At 62.3% G+C, this 16,601-nt stretch carries 17 protein-coding genes; 2 read left to right on the plus strand and 15 right to left on the minus strand.

The features are described 5' to 3' along the window. Positions 1–303: 303 nt before the first annotated feature. The 15 genes from B5F27_RS13925 to B5F27_RS14000 form a co-directional block, all read right to left on the minus strand. The gene (locus B5F27_RS13925; protein WP_087368714.1) at positions 304–1,953 is read right to left on the minus strand and encodes a GLUG motif-containing protein; all 1,650 of its coding nucleotides are present in this window, start codon (positions 1,951–1,953) and stop codon (positions 304–306) included. Between the two features lie 469 nt (positions 1,954–2,422). Next, on the minus strand, positions 2,423–2,824 hold the full coding sequence (gene atpC / locus B5F27_RS13930; RefSeq protein WP_087249160.1) for an ATP synthase F1 subunit epsilon: 402 nt from the start codon (positions 2,822–2,824) through the stop codon (positions 2,423–2,425). 3 nt (positions 2,825–2,827) lie between these two features. After that, entirely contained in the window at positions 2,828–4,222 is a 1,395-nt protein-coding gene (gene atpD / locus B5F27_RS13935) for a F0F1 ATP synthase subunit beta (protein WP_087249158.1), read from the minus strand. A 32-nt stretch (positions 4,223–4,254) separates the two neighbouring features. After that, positions 4,255–5,106 (minus strand): ATP synthase F1 subunit gamma, encoded by an 852-nt coding sequence (atpG, locus tag B5F27_RS13940; RefSeq protein ID WP_087368716.1) that lies wholly within the window; start codon positions 5,104–5,106, stop codon positions 4,255–4,257. Positions 5,107–5,127: 21 nt separating this feature from the next. Continuing rightward, positions 5,128–6,648, minus strand: coding sequence for a F0F1 ATP synthase subunit alpha (gene atpA / locus B5F27_RS13945; protein ID WP_087368718.1), 1,521 nt, complete (start codon positions 6,646–6,648; stop codon positions 5,128–5,130). Positions 6,649–6,700: 52 nt separating this feature from the next. After that, positions 6,701–7,240 (minus strand): ATP synthase F1 subunit delta, encoded by a 540-nt coding sequence (atpH, locus tag B5F27_RS13950; protein ID WP_087368720.1) that lies wholly within the window; start codon positions 7,238–7,240, stop codon positions 6,701–6,703. After that, entirely contained in the window at positions 7,237–7,737 is a 501-nt protein-coding gene (gene atpF, locus B5F27_RS13955; protein ID WP_087249149.1) for a F0F1 ATP synthase subunit B, read from the minus strand. The genes atpH and atpF overlap by 4 nt, the downstream gene beginning before the upstream one ends. A gap of 45 nt (positions 7,738–7,782) precedes the next feature. Beyond that, positions 7,783–8,064 carry an ATP synthase F0 subunit C gene (gene atpE / locus B5F27_RS13960; RefSeq protein WP_087368723.1) on the minus strand — a complete coding sequence of 94 codons (282 nt, stop codon included), beginning with the start codon at positions 8,062–8,064 and terminating at the stop codon, positions 7,783–7,785. A gap of 45 nt (positions 8,065–8,109) precedes the next feature. Then, positions 8,110–8,853: a F0F1 ATP synthase subunit A gene (locus tag B5F27_RS13965; RefSeq protein ID WP_087368726.1), complete on the minus strand. Its 744-nt coding sequence runs from the start codon at positions 8,851–8,853 to the stop codon at positions 8,110–8,112. 3 nt (positions 8,854–8,856) lie between these two features. Then, positions 8,857–9,351, minus strand: a complete 495-nt coding sequence (locus B5F27_RS13970; protein WP_087368728.1) for an ATP synthase subunit I — start codon at positions 9,349–9,351, stop codon at positions 8,857–8,859. Between the two features lie 47 nt (positions 9,352–9,398). Beyond that, on the minus strand, positions 9,399–9,659 hold the full coding sequence (locus tag B5F27_RS13975; protein ID WP_242962202.1) for an AtpZ/AtpI family protein: 261 nt from the start codon (positions 9,657–9,659) through the stop codon (positions 9,399–9,401). Positions 9,660–10,816: 1,157 nt separating this feature from the next. Beyond that, the gene (gene rnr / locus B5F27_RS13985) at positions 10,817–12,946 is read right to left on the minus strand and encodes a ribonuclease R (RefSeq protein WP_087368734.1); all 2,130 of its coding nucleotides are present in this window, start codon (positions 12,944–12,946) and stop codon (positions 10,817–10,819) included. 476 nt (positions 12,947–13,422) lie between these two features. After that, positions 13,423–13,671 carry a preprotein translocase subunit SecG gene (gene secG, locus B5F27_RS13990; RefSeq protein ID WP_087249365.1) on the minus strand — a complete coding sequence of 83 codons (249 nt, stop codon included), beginning with the start codon at positions 13,669–13,671 and terminating at the stop codon, positions 13,423–13,425. Between the two features lie 132 nt (positions 13,672–13,803). Then, complete coding sequence (locus tag B5F27_RS13995) at positions 13,804–15,399, minus strand: penicillin-binding protein 2 (protein WP_242962203.1); 1,596 nt, start codon at positions 15,397–15,399, stop codon at positions 13,804–13,806. A 60-nt stretch (positions 15,400–15,459) separates the two neighbouring features. Continuing rightward, positions 15,460–15,816, minus strand: a complete 357-nt coding sequence (locus B5F27_RS14000; protein ID WP_087249361.1) for a hypothetical protein — start codon at positions 15,814–15,816, stop codon at positions 15,460–15,462. A gap of 144 nt (positions 15,817–15,960) precedes the next feature. Between B5F27_RS14000 and B5F27_RS14005 the strand changes: the two genes are divergently transcribed. Both B5F27_RS14005 and B5F27_RS14010 read left to right on the plus strand, forming a co-directional pair. Beyond that, on the plus strand, positions 15,961–16,149 hold the full coding sequence (locus tag B5F27_RS14005) for a CopG family transcriptional regulator (RefSeq protein WP_087249359.1): 189 nt from the start codon (positions 15,961–15,963) through the stop codon (positions 16,147–16,149). Positions 16,150–16,313: 164 nt separating this feature from the next. Then, positions 16,314–16,499, plus strand: coding sequence for a ribbon-helix-helix protein, CopG family (locus B5F27_RS14010; RefSeq protein WP_087368738.1), 186 nt, complete (start codon positions 16,314–16,316; stop codon positions 16,497–16,499). Positions 16,500–16,601 lie beyond the last annotated feature (102 nt).

The raw sequence follows: 16,601 nt of genomic DNA on the forward strand, positions 1-16,601 counted from the left end.
GCCGAGGCGCTGCCTGCGGCAGATACAGCCGAGGCGGAGCAGGGGCAGCCGTCCAAATTTTCAAGCGGGCAGCGCCCCGCGCTGAAAATTTGGGTAACGGCAACCCGGAGGTAGGGAGGGCGAGTCGAAACGCCCTCCCTCCCCCTCTGGCCCCAGCGGAGCGAACAAAAAGGAAAAAGAAAAGACGTGTTAAAGGCAAGGCGGCCCGGTACGCACTGAAAAACCATAACAAAGCCCCCACCCTACTGATCCGGGCGGGGGTTGTTTTTGGTTTAGAGTTCTATGGGGACAGCCGCGCGGGGGTTAGGTTTTGGGCCAAGGGAGTTCAGTGGCGGCGACGGGGCCCCACTTAGTTTGGTCATAGCCGATCCCGGTGCCGGCGAAGGCATTGTCGTCTGTGTCGGTGTCAGCTTTGACCACAGAGGCGATGTTGTAGTCGCCATTGGCGTTCTTGGCCTTGGCTTCGATCTGGCTGCTGCCGCTATAGATGGCGCTTACGGTGCCCTCGCTGTTGTGCCCCACCAGACCGCCGGCGAAGGCGTAGCTGTTGCTCGTGGCGGAGATGGTGCCTCTGCCGGTGTAGCTGCCGGTCACCTTAGCGCTACCGCCGGAGCTGGTGCCGTTGTTTCCCACCAGGCCGCCGGCGTTGGCAAAGCTGGTGCTCGTGGCGGAGATGGTTCCGCCGCCGGTGTAGCAGCCGTTCACGGTGATGCTCTTGGATTGGCCGTAACTCTGCCCCACCAGGCCGCCGGCGTTGGCGTTGCTGCTGGTGCTCGTGGCGGAGACGCTGGTATCTTTCACTGTGCAGCTGCCCTCGATGGTGCCGTTCTTGTTGTAGCCCACAATGCCGCCGGCGTGGGACTGGTCGTTGCTTGCGGCCTGGATTGTGCCGCCGGTGACGGTGCAGTCGCTGATTTCGTTTTCATTCCAGCCCACGATGCCGCCGGCGGTGTCGCCTGTGATGGATTTGTCGTTGTCTATGGTCACATGGCAGCCAGTGATGGTGCCTTTATTGTAGCCCGCCACCGCGCCGGCCCAAAAGTAATTCCAACCATTATCGTAGCCTTGGGAGATGTTGCCCTTTACGTTGATACGGATATTTTCAACGGTGCCGCCGGTCTCTATCTGGTTAAACAGACCATAGCCGCCGTCGCCGGAAAGGGTGATTTGGGCCTTGCTGGCCTCGCTGGTCAGCGTGCCTTTAAAGGTCTCAGCCAGGGGGGCGCTGGAGGTGTCGACGGTGTAGGTTTGGCCTGCCGACAGGGTGATGGTGACACCCTCAAAACCACTGTTGCGGGCGGTTTCCAGGGCCTGCTTCTCTTGCTCATTCCCGCTGGTACTACTGCCAGTGCCCGAAAAGATATAGTTCAGACCCTCGGAGGTGCCAACGGTGACGGCGGTGACGGTGCCGCTCTCGTCCACGGTCACCTTATAAGGCTCCTTGGGTTCCTCCGGCTCGTCGTCGTCATTGTCATCGTCCCGGCTGCCGGCCCTGTCCACGGTGGCCTGGACCAGAAGGGCGTAGCCGTTGTCGGTCTCGATCATGGCGACCTGGGCGGTGTACTGGCCGTCTTTGGGCAGAGCGGAAAAGACCTTGTTCCACTCGACAAAGCCCGACCGGCCCGCGGCGTCGGGGTCCGAGCCGGGGTAGAGAATCAGGTTCCAGGCGGTGTCCCCTTTCTGGCCGTCCCCCAGAAGCTGGAAGCTGATGCCCGGGCCCAGAATGTTTTCCAGGGCGGCGCGGATTTCCGCTTTGGTTTCGGCTCCACGGACCGCCTGGCGCAGGTCGGCTTCCAGCTCAGAGTCCATCTCCACCGAGACATTGGTGTATTTGCCGTCCAGCAGGTTCAGCAGGGTGCGGGCGACGGACTGCTGTCCTCCCCCGCAGCCTGCCAGCAAAGCCAGGACCAGCGCCGCCGACACAAGCAGCGCTGTGACTTTTTTCGCAAGCATGATGGTTTCCTCCTTTGGTTTGTCCGTTCGGAAAGGTGTACTTTTCCGAACGGGGGTGTTTAGACATCTGTCATGTAAAAATTATACCAGAAAAATGACCTAATATCAATTCGGTCAAAAATGCAAATTGCCTCTTTTGGGCTGTTCGGTAAAGTACACCTTTCCGGACGGGGATTTTTTGGTGCAGGGAGGCTTCAAGGGATTGTTGGCCGCTGCATCAGAACAACCAAAAACAACCCCTGTCCAGAGGATGGACGGGGGTTGTTTTTACTTATAGGTTTTCAGAGCGTGCCGGTGAGGAAACTCAGGTTTTACCAGACTTTGGACTCACCGGGCCGCAGGCCGGGAGCCTGATAAAGAGGCTGAAACCTGACCGCCGGCAGGGCCTGGTGAAGATTACAGCAGTCAGCGGTACCAGGTGAAAAGCTTTTTGCATCCTTTTTCTCGAAAAAGGATGGGCCGGGGCGGGTTATTTCTGGATGGAGGTGCGCACCAGGGCGCGCTTGAGCCGGGCCTGGGCCAGCTCGTACTCCTGTTCGGACAGGTTCTTCTGGGCCAGGATCTCCTCGGCACGCCGCTTGGACGCCTCGGCACGGGCCTGGTCGATCTCCTCCACCCATTCCCAGGTGGTGGCCACCAGGCGGACCTCGCCGTCCAGCACCGTCAGCATGCCGCCCATGCAGGCGGCACGGCGCCGCTGGCCGTCCGGCAGGATGATATGGGCCTCGCCCATGCCCAGGGCCGTACAATAATCCCCGTGGCGGGCCAGGATGGCCAGATCCCCGTCGATGGCCCGGCAGACCACACGCTCGGCCTCGCCCTCAAAGGCGCAGCCGTCCGGCGTGACCACCGTCAGATGAAAGGTCGTCATGGTTTACCCTTTCTTTGCCTTGGCGAAGACGTCGTCGATGGTGCCCGCGAACAGGAACGCACTCTCGGGCAGGGCGTCGCACTCGCCGTTCAGAATCATGCGGAAGCCCCGCAGCGTCTCTTTCAGCGGCACGTACTGGCCGGGCATGCCGGTAAACTGTTCCGCCACGTGGAAGCTCTGGGACAGGAACCGCTGCACCTTGCGGGCGCGGCTGACCGTCAGCTTGTCCTCCTCGCTCAGTTCGTCCATGCCCATGATGGCGATGATGTCCTGCAGCTCCTTATAGCGCTGCAGCACCTTCTGGACGGCGCGGGCCACCTCATAGTGCTCCTGGCCCACCACGTCGGGGCTCAGGATACGGCTGGTGGAATCCAGCGGGTCCACCGCCGGGTAGATGCCCTGGGACGAAATCTCACGGCTCAGAACGGTGGTGGCGTCCAGGTGGGTGAAGGTGGTGGCGGGGGCCGGGTCGGTCAGGTCGTCCGCAGGGACGTAGACCGCCTGGACCGAGGTGATGGAACCCTTGCGGGTGGAGGTGATGCGCTCCTGCAGGGCGCCCATCTCGGTGGCCAGGGTGGGCTGATAGCCGACGGCCGAGGGCATGCGGCCCAGCAGAGCCGACACCTCACTGCCCGCCTGGGTGAAGCGGAAAATGTTGTCGATGAACAGCAGCACGTCCTGGTTCTTGACGTCGCGGAAGTATTCCGCCATGGTCAGGCCCGACAGGGCCACCCGCATACGGGCTCCCGGCGGCTCGTTCATCTGGCCGTAGACCAGGGCCGTCTTGTTGATGACGCCGCTCTCGGTCATTTCGCCGTACAGGTCGTTGCCCTCACGGGTGCGCTCGCCCACGCCGGTGAACACCGAATAGCCGTTGTGCTCGGTGGCAATGTTGTAGATCAGCTCCTGGATCAGAACCGTCTTGCCGACGCCGGCGCCGCCGAACAGGCCGATCTTGCCGCCCTTGGCGTAGGGGCAGATCAGGTCCACGACCTTGATGCCGGTCTCCAGGATCTCGGTGGTGGACTGCTGTTCCTCATAGCTGGGGGCGGGGCGGTGGATGGGCAGCCAGGCCTCCGCCTCGGGGGCGGGCTTGTTGTCAATGGGCTGGCCCAGCAGGTTGAAGACTCGGCCCAGGCATCCCTCGCCCACCGGCACCTTGATGGGCTCGCCGGTGTCCACAGCCTCGGTCCCGCGGACCAGGCCGTCGGTGCTGCTCATGGCAATGCAGCGGGCCACATTGTCGCCGGTCAGCTGCGCCACCTCCACCACCAGCTTCTGGCCGTGGTTGTCGATCTCGATGGCGCTGAGCAGCTCCGGCAGCTCGTTATCCTTGAACCGGATATCCAGCACGGGGCCAATGACCTGGATCACCTTGCCGATATGTTTTTCGGACATAGGCTACAACTCCTTACTTTTACAATGAATCTTTACATTTCTGCGCCTGCCACGATCTCGGTGATTTCCTGGGTGATGGCGGCCTGACGGGCGCGGTTGTAATACAGATTGAGGTTTTCGATCATCTCGGACGCGTTCTTGGTGGCGGCGTCCATGGCGGTGCGGCGGGCGGCCAGCTCGCTGGCCACGCTCTCGCACAGTGCGCCGTAGACGGTGCCGGCCACATATTCGGGGATGATGGCCCGGAATACTTCCTCACAGCTGGGCTTATACAGGATCTGGCTGCGGCGGGCCTCCGCCTTCTGCTCCTCGGTGGGAGAGATGGTCAGGGGCAGCACCTCCACCACGCTGGCGGTCTGGGTCATCATGGAGTCAAAACGGGTGTAGCAGATCTTCACCGCGTCGTACTTCCCGTCCAAAAAGCCCCGGATGATCTGGCGCGACAGCTGGAAGCAGTCGCCCACCGACACGTCCGCCGCCGGCAGCACTTCCCGGGTGAACAGCTCCGCACCGTGGTGGGCGAAGTATTCCGCCGAGCGCTTGCCGATGGGCAGGATCAGGGGGTTTTCTTCCTGCTCGGCCGCCAGCTTGAAGATATTGGCGTTGTAGCCGCCGGCCAGGCCGCGGTCGCCTGCAATCACGATCAGCAGGGTCCGGCCGCTGCCCGCCTGCCGCCGCAGATAGCCCTTCTGGGCCCGGGGGTCGGCGGCGGCAATCTTGGTCAGGGTCTCATACAACGTCTCGAAATAGGGGCGGCTGTGTTCCACCCGCTCCTTCGCACGGCGCATTTTGGAGGAGGCCACCAGCTCCATCGCTTTGGTGATCTGCATGGTGCTTTCTACGCTTTTGATGCGCAGCTTAATGTCCTTCATGGAGCTTGCCATGCGCAACACGCCTCCTTCCTATCAATGTGCCTTGACGAACTCGCCGGTGAAGGCGGTGAGGATGGCCTTCAGCTTTTCCTCGGTGTCCTTGTCCAGGTTGCCGGTGGTGCGGACGGTCTCCATGACCGCGGCGCCCTCGGCGTTGTTGTCCAGGTACTCGTACAGGTCCCGCTCATAGGTGGACACGTCGGCCACCTTCACCTCGGTGAGGTAGTCGTGGATGGTGGCGTAGAGGATGGCCACCTGTTTTTCCACCGGCACGGGGGCCGAACGGTTCTGCTTGAGCACCTCCACAATGCGCTCGCCCTGGGCCAGGCGGGCCTTGGTGTCGGCGTCCAGGTCGGAGCCGAACTGGGCGAAGGACTGCAGCTCCCGGTACTGGGAGTAGATCAGCTTCAGGGTGCCGGCCACCTTCTTCATGGCCTTGATCTGGGCGTTGCCGCCGACGCGGGAGACCGAAATGCCGGGGTTCACGGCCGGCATGACGCCGGAGTGGAACAGCTCGGTCTCCAGGAAGATCTGGCCGTCGGTGATGGAGATGACGTTGGTGGGAATGTAGGCGGACACGTCGCCCGCCTGGGTCTCGATGATGGGCAGGGCCGTCAGGCTGCCGCCGCCCTTGGCGTCGGACAGTTTGGCGGCGCGCTCCAGCAGACGGCTGTGCAGATAGAAGACGTCGCCGGGGTAGGCCTCACGTCCCGGGGGACGCCGGATCAGCAGGGACAGGGCACGGTAGGCCACTGCGTGCTTGGACAGGTCATCGTAAATGATGAGGGCGTGTTTGCCCTTGTTCATGAAGTATTCGCCCATGGCGCAGCCGGAATAGGGGGCGATATACTGCAGGGGGCTCAGCTCGCTGGCGGTGGCCGACACCACGATGGTGTAGCTCATGGCCCCGGCCTCGGTGAGGCTCTGGACCAGGTTGGCCACGGTGGAACGCTTCTGGCCGATGGCCACGTAGATGCAGATGACGTCCTTGCCCTTCTGGTTGATGATGGTATCGGCGGCGATGGTGGTCTTGCCGGTCTGGCGGTCGCCGATGATCAGCTCGCGCTGGCCGCGGCCGATGGGGATCATGGAGTCGATGGCCTTGATGCCGGTCTGGAGGGGTTCCTTGACCGGCTGGCGGTCGATGATGCCGGGGGCGGGGCTCTCGATGGGACGGTATTCGGCGGCCTCAATGGGGCCGGCGCCGTCGATGGGCTGGCCCAGGGCGTTGACCACGCGGCCAATCATCCCCTCGCCCACCGGCACCGAAACCACCTTGCCGGTGCGCTTGACGGTGCCACCTTCCTTGATGCCCACGTCCGAGCCCAGAAGCACGATGGAAACCGTGTTCTCCTCCAGGTTCTGGGCCATGCCATACTCGCCGTTCTCAAACAGCAGCAGCTCGCCGGCCATGCACTTCTCCAGGCCGCTGGCATGGGCGATGCCGTCGCCCACCATGATGACCGTGCCGATCTCGCTCTGCTCGATGACGGTCTCATAGTGTTTGATCTGGGCGCGAATGATCTTTGATATCTCCTCAGGCTTCAGTTGCATTGTTGTCTGTTCACCACTCAATTCTTTGTGATTTTCAGGGTGGAAGGTCTTGTCACAGGGCGGCGGAGGCGATGCTGGTGCGCAGGCCGGACAGCCGGTTCTTCACCGTGCCGTCCAGCTCGGTGCCGTCCATGTCCAGCCGGATGCCGCCCAACACCCCCGGGTCAACCCTGCATTGCAGGTCGATGGTTTTGCCGGTGACCGCCTCCAGCTTCTGGCGCAGGCGGGCGGCCTGGTCCGCAGTGAGGGCCACGGCCGAAACCGCGGTGGCCTCCAGAATCCCATGGTCGGCGTTGTACCGCAGGCGGTAGGCCCGGGCACAGTCGCCCAGCTGCCGCAGCTGGCCCCGCTCGCACAGGATCTTCAAAAAGTTCAGCAGATAGGGGTGGACCTCCCCCCGCAGCGCCTCATCCAGCAGGCCGCAGCGCTCCTTTTTGGGGAGGCTGGGGGTGCTGAGCAGGCGCAGGTAGTCGGGGTTTTCCACCAGCAGAGCCCGGCACTGGTCCAGCTCGGTCAGGATGCGTTCGTCCGCCCTCTCCTCTGCCGCCAGCTCATACAGGCTGCCGCCGTACATTTTTGCGAACTCGGTCATGATGCTTCACCCACGTTCTGGATAAATTCGTCGATGAGGGCCTTGTGGTCGGCCTCCCGGATCTCGCGCTCCACCACTTTGGAGGCGATCTCGATGGCCATGCCGCCGATCTCATCCTTGACCTCATTCACAGCCTTGCGGCGCTCCTGGGCGATGTCGGCCTCCGCCTTCTGCTTGAGGGCGGCAGCCTGGGTGCGGGCCTCGTTCAGCATCTCTTCGCTGCGGGCGGCGGCGGTCTTCTGGGCAGCGGCCACAATCTGGTTGGCCTCGGCGCGGGCCGAACGCATATTCGCCTCGTACTCCGCCTTCATGGCCTCGGCCTCGGCCCGCAGCTGGCGGGCCTCCTCAATCTGGCTGTCGGCCTTGGCCTTGCGCTGGGCAATCACCTTGCGCACAGGCTCCAGCAGCAGCTTTTTGAAGATGAAAAGTTGGATCATCAGGTTGCAGATCTGCGCCAGAAAGGTCCACCCGTCCAGCGTAATCAATGCATTATACATCCGCGTTTCCCTCCTTTCCGTTGGATGTGTCCGTAAGAGAAACGCTTACTTCAGGTAGTTCATGAACATGCCGGGAGCCAGGAAGATCAGCAGCAGGCCGGTGACGAAGCCGTAAATACCGGTGGTCTCGGCCAGAGCGACGCCCAGGATCAGGGTGCTGGTGACTTCGCTCTTGCACTCGGGCTGACGGCCGACGGCCTCACAGGCAGCGGCGGCGGCGTTGCCTTCGCCGATACCAGGGCCGATGCCGGCGATCAGCGCGCAGCCGGCGCCGATGCCGCAGCCTGCCAGAGCGATACCACGGGCCAGAAATTGAAACTCAGTCATAGTTGTTGTCCTCCTAAAAATTGTTTGGGGCGGCAAGGATCAAACTCAGTCCTCGCCGGCGGCCTGTTTGATAAAGATGGTGGTCAGGGTGCAGAAGATGAAGGCCTGAATGCAGCCGCCGAACCAGTCGAAATACAGGCCCGTAAAGGCCGGGATGCCGATCTGGAACAGCTGCAGCTGACTGAGGATGCCCGGCAGGGCGCCGAACACCACATGGCTCAGGCTGGCCAGTGCCCAGTACAGCAGGGTGGAGATAACTGTGCCGGACAGGATGTTGCCGAAGTGACGGCAGGCCATGCTGACGGGGGTGGCCAGCTCCGAGATGACGTTGATGGGGGCCATCAGGAAGACGGGGTCCAGGTACCCGCGCAGGTAGCCCAGGATGCCGCTGGCCTTGATCTTGTGGTAGGTAATCAGGATAAACACCACCACGGCCCAGGCCAGCTCGGTGTTCAGGTCGGCGGTGGGGCTCCAGAAGCCCAGGACGCTGATGAGGTTGCATCCCACGCTCAAGGCGAAGATGGCGCCCACCAGAGGGATATACTGGTTGAAGTGGTAACCCATGTTGTCGTGGACGAACTGTTCCAGCCGCTCCACCACCAGCTCAGCCACCGCCTGACGCTTGGAGACGTTCTCCAGCTGGAGGTTATGTCCCAGCCAGAACGCCAGCCCCGACAGCAGGGCCATGACGATCCAGGTCATCACCAGGGTCTGGGAAATCTTGAAATCCCCCAGGACCGGGATATTGGTGTGGATGGTAAAGAGGATTTTTGCGCCGTTCAGTTCCATTGTTTAGGTTTCACCCCCTTTGACGCCGGGGTCGTCGGCAGGCTGGGCCTCGCCGTCGGGGTCATCCACCGAGACCTCGGGCTGCGGGCGGGGCTTTGCGGGCTGATACTTGCCGGTTATTTGCAGGTAGTAGATGGTGATGCGGGGGAAAAACAGCGGCAGCACGCTGGCGAAGGGCTGGAACCAGGGCGACGCGATGGCGATGACCACCCACACGGCCTGGACCAGCATCCGGACGTTGTAGGAGACCTTGAGCATCATTTTGCGGCGGTCCTCGTCCTTCTCGTCCACGACTTTCTGGACCATCAGGCAGATGCCGGCAAAATTGCCCACCGCCACCGCCGCGCCAATGATCCCGCCCAGCACCACCGTGCTGTCGAAGGGGACCCAGTTCACCACATGGAACGCTGCGAACAGCACCCACATAGCGGCGGTGCACAGGGCGGTTCCCCCTGTGATGCGTTTCAGTTCCTTTTTGGATTCCGGCTGCAGTTTCATGATGAAAGCAGACCTCCTGTCACAATGATTGGGGCCGCGGCGGCAAATTATTCGTGCTGATTGAAGCCGACGCGGCGATTCTGGTCTTTTTGGGCGCGGCGCAGCCGGCCCCGGGCAAACACCCAAAAGTTCTGCCCGCCGGCCGCCAGGCCCAGCAAAACCGCCGGCAGATACAGCCACATGGGCCAGCCCCACCGGGTCACGGCCCACCAGCAGCCCCCCAGGCACATGACCAGGGGCAGCAGCATGGTCAGGCCCAGCTGGGTGAGCCAGACCAGATCTTCCAGCACTTTGTACAGACCTTTCAACTGCGTTTTCTCCTCTCTGAGACCGGCCCGGAAAGGCTTTCCAGCCCGAGGGCATCTCATTCAGAGTATAAACCAAAGCGCTCAAAAATGCAACCTCTTTTCCCCGAAAATGTAGTAAACAGTCACAGTTTCACCGTCTTTTTTCAAGTTCGGGGCGGGATGGATACATGGACAGAAGGTGCCAGAGGGTGGAAAGGGTGAAATATACCGTTGCGGAGGCCGCGTTCGGCGCAGAAAATTTGGGCAACGGCAACCCGGAGGAGGGAGGGGTGGTTTTCTTGTGCTTTGCCGCCCCACCTTTAACACTCTATTTCTTTTCCTTTTCATTCGCTGCGCTAGGCCCAGAGGGGGAGGGAGGGGGTTTCGACTCCCCCTCCCTACCCCCTCTGGACTCCCTACCCTCCCTAACGACCAGGGGAGACCCCTGGACCCAGATAAAGTGGTCGCTCTGGGCAAAAGCCTAAAAAAACACGACGGCCTTGGCCCGTTAAAACTTTGAGCGCTTACAAAAGACGGCCCGGTTTTTTCTTAACGGCTTTTGCCCGCCGCTCCGATTGGTACCACATGCCCGCTTTGGCGGGCTGGCGGGTCGGTGAGTCTTTTGGTGCTGTAGGGCGCAGACTTTGAAATTGCAAGGTGATACCCTTTTTATCATCTAAACCCACCCAACCGCCCAATAGCGGAACCCCTGCGGCCTGTGGGCCTGTCCTCTTGCGCTTAGCCAATTTTCCCAGCGGGCGGCGGTGCGCCCTTGTGAAAATTGGAGCGCTGCGCCAGCCTCGCCTCCCTGTTTCGTTCACTGAACGCGGTCGGCTCGGCTGCCCCTGACAGGGGCTCTAAACCAAAAACAACCCCCGCCCAATAAAGGACGAGAGTTGCTGCATTTTTATAGGTTTTCAGCGCGTACCGGTCGAGAAAATCAGGCTATCTGAAATCTCGGACTCACCGGGGCGCAGCCCGGGAGCCTTCCAAAGAGGCTGGCTATACCTGACCCGTAAAATCAGGTTTTGAGTCCGTTTGCATCGTACCGGGGCACAGCCCCAAACGCCGGGAGCGAGCCTTAGCGTAACGGTCCCGCGGAAGTGTCGGAGACCCGGAAACTTAATGGTACACAGTGAAAAGCTTTTTAGTTCCTTTTTCTCGAAAAAGGAACTTGGTTACTTTTTCTCCGAAAAAGTAACCGGGGTAGCGGCTTCGAAGTCGATCTTGCCCAGGTTGACGTCGGCCCGGACAATGGTAATCATCAGGCGGTCGCCCAGGGCCCACTGCTTGCCCGACACAGGGTCGGACAGGCGGACGCCCTCGGTCAGCAGGGCGCCGGTGGCGGTCAGGCTGCCCACCGGCACAAAGCCCTCCACGCCGTTGTCCAGCTCCACAAAGACGCCCTTCTGGGTGACGCCCGAAATGGTGCCCTCCCGGTGTTCGCCGATGTGGGCGCGGGCATATTCGGCTTTGTAGCAGTCCTCGGCGCGGCGCTCGATCTGCATGGCCACCACTTCCTGGGCGCTGGACTGCTTGCTCACCTTCTCGGCAAAGTCGCTGTAACTCACCGTCAGGGTCTCCTTGTCCATGCCGCCCAGCATGGCGGTGAGGATGCGGTGGATGGCCAGGTCCGGATACCGCCGGATGGGGCTGGTGAAGTGGGCGTAATCCTTCAGCACCAGGCCGTAATGCCCCTTGGGCTCGGCCTGATATTCCGCCTTGGACATGCAGCGCAGCAGGCCGGTGTGGATGATCTTCTCATAGGGCGTGCCCTTCACCCCTTCCAGGATGGCGGACAGCTCTTTGGGTTCGGGGACTTCCTTGGCGAAGTGGTCGTTGATGCCGCAGGCCTGCAGCAGGGTGTGCAGCCGCTCCAGCTTTTCGCTGTTGGGCTCCTCATGGACGCGGTAGACAAAGGGCACCTGCTTGGTGCGGGCAAAGTGGGCCGCGCACTGGTTGGCCAGCAGCATGAACTCCTCGATCATGGCCTCGCTCTCGCCCTGAACCCGCTTCTTGACGTCGATGCAGCGGCCGTTCTCGTCCAGAATCAGCTTGACCTCGCCGCTCTCGATGTCCATGCAGCCCCGCTCCCGGCGCAGGCCGGCCCGCAGGGTGTACAGGGCCTTCATGGCGGGCAGCTGGGCGGCCACCTCGGCGTACTTGTACTGGGTCTCGCGGTCGGCGGTGCCGGCCAGCAGGGCGTTGATCTCGCTGTACACGCCCTTGACCCGGCTGCGGATCACCGACTTGACGAACTTATAATCCACCAGCTTGCCGGCCTTGTCCAGATGCATCAGGCAGGAGAAGGCCAGGCGCAGCTCGCCCTCGTTCAGGCTGCAGATGCCGTTGGACAGCTGCTTGGGCAGCATGGGCACCACCTGGTCGGCGTAGTAGACGCTGGTGGCCCGGCTGAATGCCTCATTGTCCAGGGCGGTGCCCGGCTTGACGTAGTTGGACACGTCCGCGATATGCACGCCCAGCTCGAAGCCGTCGGGGGTCTGGTTCAGGCTGATGGCGTCGTCGATGTCCTTGGTCTCGGCGCTGTCGATGGTGAAAATCGGCAGGGCACGCAGATCCATCCGGCCGGCGGCCTCCGCCTCGGATACCGTGGCGCCCTCCAGCTTCTTGGCCTCGTCCCGCACTTCCTCGGGGAACCGGACATGGACGTCCCGGGCGTACAGCAGGGCCTTGGCGCAGCGCTTGGCCTCATCGCTGGAACCAAACCGCATCACCACCGCCACACGGTGGTCCTCCTGCCGCATGCCGCGGCTGCGGATCTCCACAGCCACCTTGTCGCCGTCCTTGGCGCCGCCTTCGCTGTCCCGCAGAATCTGCATCGAGATGGCCGGGCAGTCATCCGGCACGAACACCAGCCGGCCGCTGATCCGCCGGGTGGTGCCCACCAGGCTGTTCTTCTCCTCCAGCACCGCCAGGATCTCGCCCTCGTCGCTGCCCTCCACACGGGGATGGGCCAGCTTCTCCACCAGGACCCGGTCCCCCGGCATGGCGCCCTTCATCAGGCGGCCCGGAATGAAAATATCTCCCGAGCCGTCCTCCAGCATCACAAAGCCGAAGGTCTTGCCCAGCTTGACCACGTTGCACAGCAGGGCCTTGTCCTTCCGGCCGGAACGGACGGTGAAGAACACGCCCTCCCGCTGGCAGACCACGGCTTCCCGCACCAGCTCGTCCAGGGCGTCCATCACCTTGCGGTCCGCGGCGCGGTCGCCGCCGAATTTCGCCTTCAGATCCCGCACCGTGCAGGGCTGCATCTGAATGGCGCGTTCCATTTTATCTCTCATTGCCATAGATTTTGTTACTCTCCTTCACATCCTTCTGCGCCCGCCTGCTTCTTCGGGCGGACGCGCTGCCTGCCCGGCAAACACGCCGGACACAAAAACAGCCCCGCTCTGCCGCGGGGCCGAGCGTGTCGAAAAACGACACGCTTTAGGGGGAACCCATTTCTGCACGCATGCGCGTGACAGAAATTCCTTGATTGCGGTTCCCTGCTTTTGCGGCGGGCGTCGCGGCGCCCTTGCAAAAGACAGACCGCGGCACCTGCTCCGCTTCGCCTGTTTCTGCCGCAGGCAGCGGCTCAGCTCCGCAGTCCCTAATATCCCCCAGGGGACAAAATTTGCCGCAGAACCGCGCACTCGGCCTTGCGGCCTCGCACACTCTCTGCGACAAATTTCCCTGTAGGTGTCCCGGCCGTACGCACATGTCGTCCGGCCGGGACTTTTTTGACAGTCTGAGCTCTCCGCTCTGCCGCGGGGCCTCTACTGTCTCAACCCAACCGGCTGGACAGAACGCAGGCGGCGATTGCCACCACGAAGAAAATCACGCCGGCCACCCGGGTGATCTTGGCCAGCATCTGGTCCGCCGGGCTCAGGCGGGTGCTGTTGGCGCTCTGCATATTGCCGCCGATGGCGCCGGCCAGGCCCTGGCCATGGGTGTGCTGCAGCAGGGTCAGCACGATGATGACAACTGCAACGACCAGCAGGATCACGCCGCCGGCAATTTCGTAAACCGTCATGTGTATAACGCTCCTTACTACGTGTTGGGGCGGGCGGTGGCCCGGGCCCGAAAAATTACATGGAAATACTTCTATAGAATAGCACAACCCGCGCCCAAAAGCAAGACGCCCGGCACAGGTTTTGGCGGGTTTTCACTGTTCCAGCAGCCACAGGGCCTCGCAGACCTGGCCGAAGATGGCGGCGCTGGAGCAGGCGGGATCGGTCTGGCCGTCCTGCAGCACCACCACCGTATACGCGGGCTGATCCGCCGGGCAGAACCCCGCAAACCACAGATTCATCTTTTCCTGGCCGTCGGCGGTGAACTGGCCGGTCTGGGCGGTGCCGGTCTTGCCGGCGGAGGCGCCATGGACCGGCGCGCCCTCATGGCCGGTGCCCTCGGTGACCACGCCGGCCAGCAGTTCCCGCAGTTTTTGGGCGGTGTCCGCCGAAAACACCTGCCGGGCCGCCGGCGGGGGCACGCTCTCCTTCACCTGGCCGGTGGACTCATCCAGGGTGGCAAGGACAAAGGACGGGGTGCGGTAGACCCCGTCCGCCGCGATGGCGTTCATCATGGCGGCCACCTGCAGCGGGGTGGCCAGCAGCTGGCCCTGGCCGAAACTGAAGTTGGCCAGCTGGCCGGGGGTGTCCAGGGTATCCCGTTCGGGCAGCTCCCCCGCTGCGCCCCGCAGGCTTCCCGCCACGCTCACCGACTGGCCAAAGCCCAGCCGGGCGGCGGCTTCCAGCACCGCATCCGCCCCCAGGGCCTGGCCCAGCCGGATGAAATAGCCGTTGCAGCTTTTTTCCAGGGCGGCGGCCAGGTCCACGGTGCCGTGGGCGGTGCCCGACGCGCACCGGAACACCTGCCCATCCACCACCGTATAGCCGGGGCATTCCACCACCAGGTCCTCCTCCCCCGCCTCGATGGCGGCGGCCGCCAGCACCGGCTTGAACACCGAACCCACCGCATAGGCGGCCAGGGTCCGGTCCAAAAAGGGGCTGTCCGGCGCGTCCAGGCTGGCCGACACGTCCTCGGGGTCATAGCCCGGCAGGCTGACGCTGGCCCGCACCTGGGCGGTGGCGGCGTCCAGCACCAAAATACACCCGCTGGTCATGGTCTCGGCGGCCACCGCCTCCACCGCCCGCTGCACCGGCCGGGAAATGGTCAGCTGCACCCCTGCCCCATCCCCGGCAGCCTGGGTGTACACCGGCTCGGCGCCCTCCACCAGCCGCCCCTGTCCCGTGACCGAACAGGTGACGGTGTCCCGGGCCTGGCTGCCCGCCAGCAGGTCATTCAGGGCGGCTTCCAGTCCCGCCACCCCCTTCCCGTCCCCGTCCAGATAGCCGATCAGGTGCTGGCACAAAGGAACGGTGCAATAGCGCCGGGGCACCGTATAGGTATACAGCCCCAGGTCGGACACGTCCCGGCTCACCTGCAGCAAAAAGGGCGCCGCAGCGTTCCGCCGCTGGTACAGTTCGCCCTGGCTCTCGGTGCCCGCCGCGTCGTACAGCCGCACATAACTGCTCTCGCCCGGCAGGCAGAGGGCGTACCAGGTTTGTTCCAGGCCGGTGAGGGGCAGGCCGTCACAATCATAAAACCCGCCCCGTTTGGCCGGCAGGCTGAGGGTGACGCTGCTCTGGCCCTCGGCCCGGGCCGCATAGCTGGTATTGCTGGCCGTCAGGTACAGCCGGCACACCACCACCGCAAACCCCACCAACAGCGCCCCATACAGGGCGGCAATCCGCCGCATGGACACATTCCGCGCCCCCTTTCGGGGTCAGTATGGGCCGGCCGGGGGCGGGTTATGCCTTTACGCGCCCTTTTTGGGGAACTGCTCGGGGTGGCGGGCATAATAATCCCCATAGCGATACATTTTCAGCCCGATATACTCACACATGGCCAGGGCATTGGTGAAAAACACCTCCACGTCCTCGTCCTCTTCCTCCCCGGGGTGGAGCCGCTGGGACAACCGGTCATAGGCGGCCATCATCTCGCCGTACAGCTGGTCCACCGGCGCGCCCTTGGCGTACAGGTCCTCGATGCGTTCCGCCTCCGGCGGCAGGCTGCGGCGGTCATAGTCGCCGCACAAAATCGCGTAGACATAGGCGGCACGGCGCATCACTTCTTCGCTGGCGGCGTCCTGATACATCCCGTTTTCCTGGTACATACGATCTCCTCTCCGGCCCTTCGGCCTCTGCATGGCAGTGTGAATCCCTGGTTCATTCTCTTTTGTACTTAAAAAGTGAACGATTTTTTAAATATAGATTTACGATACACAAGCGAGTACAATGGTGTCAGGAGGTCCGCTTGTATGTCGAAATTTGTGCCCAAAAACAACGAAAAAGAAAACGTTTCCATCCGTCTGCCCGCCGACACCCTGGATTTCATCAACCACAAGGCCGCCGAAATCGGCATCTCCCGCAACCAGTTTTTGAACCAGTGCATTGCCTACGCTCTCGCCAACATGGCAGACGACCGCCCCGAATCCCCCAAACCCTGACCCCGCCCTGCCTGTGTGCAGGGCGATTTTGCTTGTTTTCTCCATGATGCACCTCTTTTCCAGCAGTTACAGCCTTTTATTGATATCTAAAATACATATCATTATCTAATATATAGTTTTATCATATCAAAAAGGGTACTATTTAGCAAGGAGGACAGCGCATCATGAGAAAATTTATCCCCAAAAAGTCGGAGAAAGAGGTCATCTCGCTGCGCATTCCGGCCAAGCTGCTGGAGGAAGTGGACACCAAAGCCGCACGCTTTGATTTATCACGCAACGAGTTGATCATCCAGTGCATTGAGTACGCCCTCAGCAACATGGCGGAGGACGCTCCCGACCAGGCACAATAAATATCCCCCGGCATAGCCGGGGGTTTTTCATATGCGGGCATAGCCCTAGAATACTAGCCACGCGTCACGTCGCGTAAGTACGGTCTGCCAGCCGCGAAGGAT

The sequence above is a fragment of the Faecalibacterium sp. An192 genome (assembly GCF_002160175.1).
Lineage (GTDB): Bacteria > Bacillota > Clostridia > Oscillospirales > Ruminococcaceae > Faecalibacterium.

What these genes read in the sequence shown, in the direction of transcription:
- B5F27_RS14000 (WP_087249361.1), bottom strand. Translation starts at nt 15,816, where the DNA reads ATGTACCAGGAAAACGGGATGTATCAGGACGCCGCCAGCGAAGAAGTG.
- atpH (WP_087368720.1), bottom strand. Translation starts at nt 7,240, where the DNA reads ATGACCGAGTTCGCAAAAATGTACGGCGGCAGCCTGTATGAGCTGGCG.
- atpG (WP_087368716.1), bottom strand. Translation starts at nt 5,106, where the DNA reads ATGGCAAGCTCCATGAAGGACATTAAGCTGCGCATCAAAAGCGTAGAA.
- B5F27_RS13995 (WP_242962203.1), bottom strand. Translation starts at nt 15,399, where the DNA reads ATGCGGCGGATTGCCGCCCTGTATGGGGCGCTGTTGGTGGGGTTTGCG.
- B5F27_RS14010 (WP_087368738.1), top strand. Translation starts at nt 16,314, where the DNA reads ATGAGAAAATTTATCCCCAAAAAGTCGGAGAAAGAGGTCATCTCGCTG.
- rnr (WP_087368734.1), bottom strand. Translation starts at nt 12,946, where the DNA reads ATGGCAATGAGAGATAAAATGGAACGCGCCATTCAGATGCAGCCCTGC.
- B5F27_RS13965 (WP_087368726.1), bottom strand. Translation starts at nt 8,853, where the DNA reads ATGGAACTGAACGGCGCAAAAATCCTCTTTACCATCCACACCAATATC.
- atpA (WP_087368718.1), bottom strand. Translation starts at nt 6,648, where the DNA reads ATGCAACTGAAGCCTGAGGAGATATCAAAGATCATTCGCGCCCAGATC.
- B5F27_RS13970 (WP_087368728.1), bottom strand. Translation starts at nt 9,351, where the DNA reads ATGAAACTGCAGCCGGAATCCAAAAAGGAACTGAAACGCATCACAGGG.
- secG (WP_087249365.1), bottom strand. Translation starts at nt 13,671, where the DNA reads ATGACGGTTTACGAAATTGCCGGCGGCGTGATCCTGCTGGTCGTTGCA.
- atpF (WP_087249149.1), bottom strand. Translation starts at nt 7,737, where the DNA reads ATGTATAATGCATTGATTACGCTGGACGGGTGGACCTTTCTGGCGCAG.
- atpC (WP_087249160.1), bottom strand. Translation starts at nt 2,824, where the DNA reads ATGACGACCTTTCATCTGACGGTGGTCACGCCGGACGGCTGCGCCTTT.
- B5F27_RS14005 (WP_087249359.1), top strand. Translation starts at nt 15,961, where the DNA reads ATGTCGAAATTTGTGCCCAAAAACAACGAAAAAGAAAACGTTTCCATC.
- atpD (WP_087249158.1), bottom strand. Translation starts at nt 4,222, where the DNA reads ATGTCCGAAAAACATATCGGCAAGGTGATCCAGGTCATTGGCCCCGTG.
- atpE (WP_087368723.1), bottom strand. Translation starts at nt 8,064, where the DNA reads ATGACTGAGTTTCAATTTCTGGCCCGTGGTATCGCTCTGGCAGGCTGC.
- B5F27_RS13925 (WP_087368714.1), bottom strand. Translation starts at nt 1,953, where the DNA reads ATGCTTGCGAAAAAAGTCACAGCGCTGCTTGTGTCGGCGGCGCTGGTC.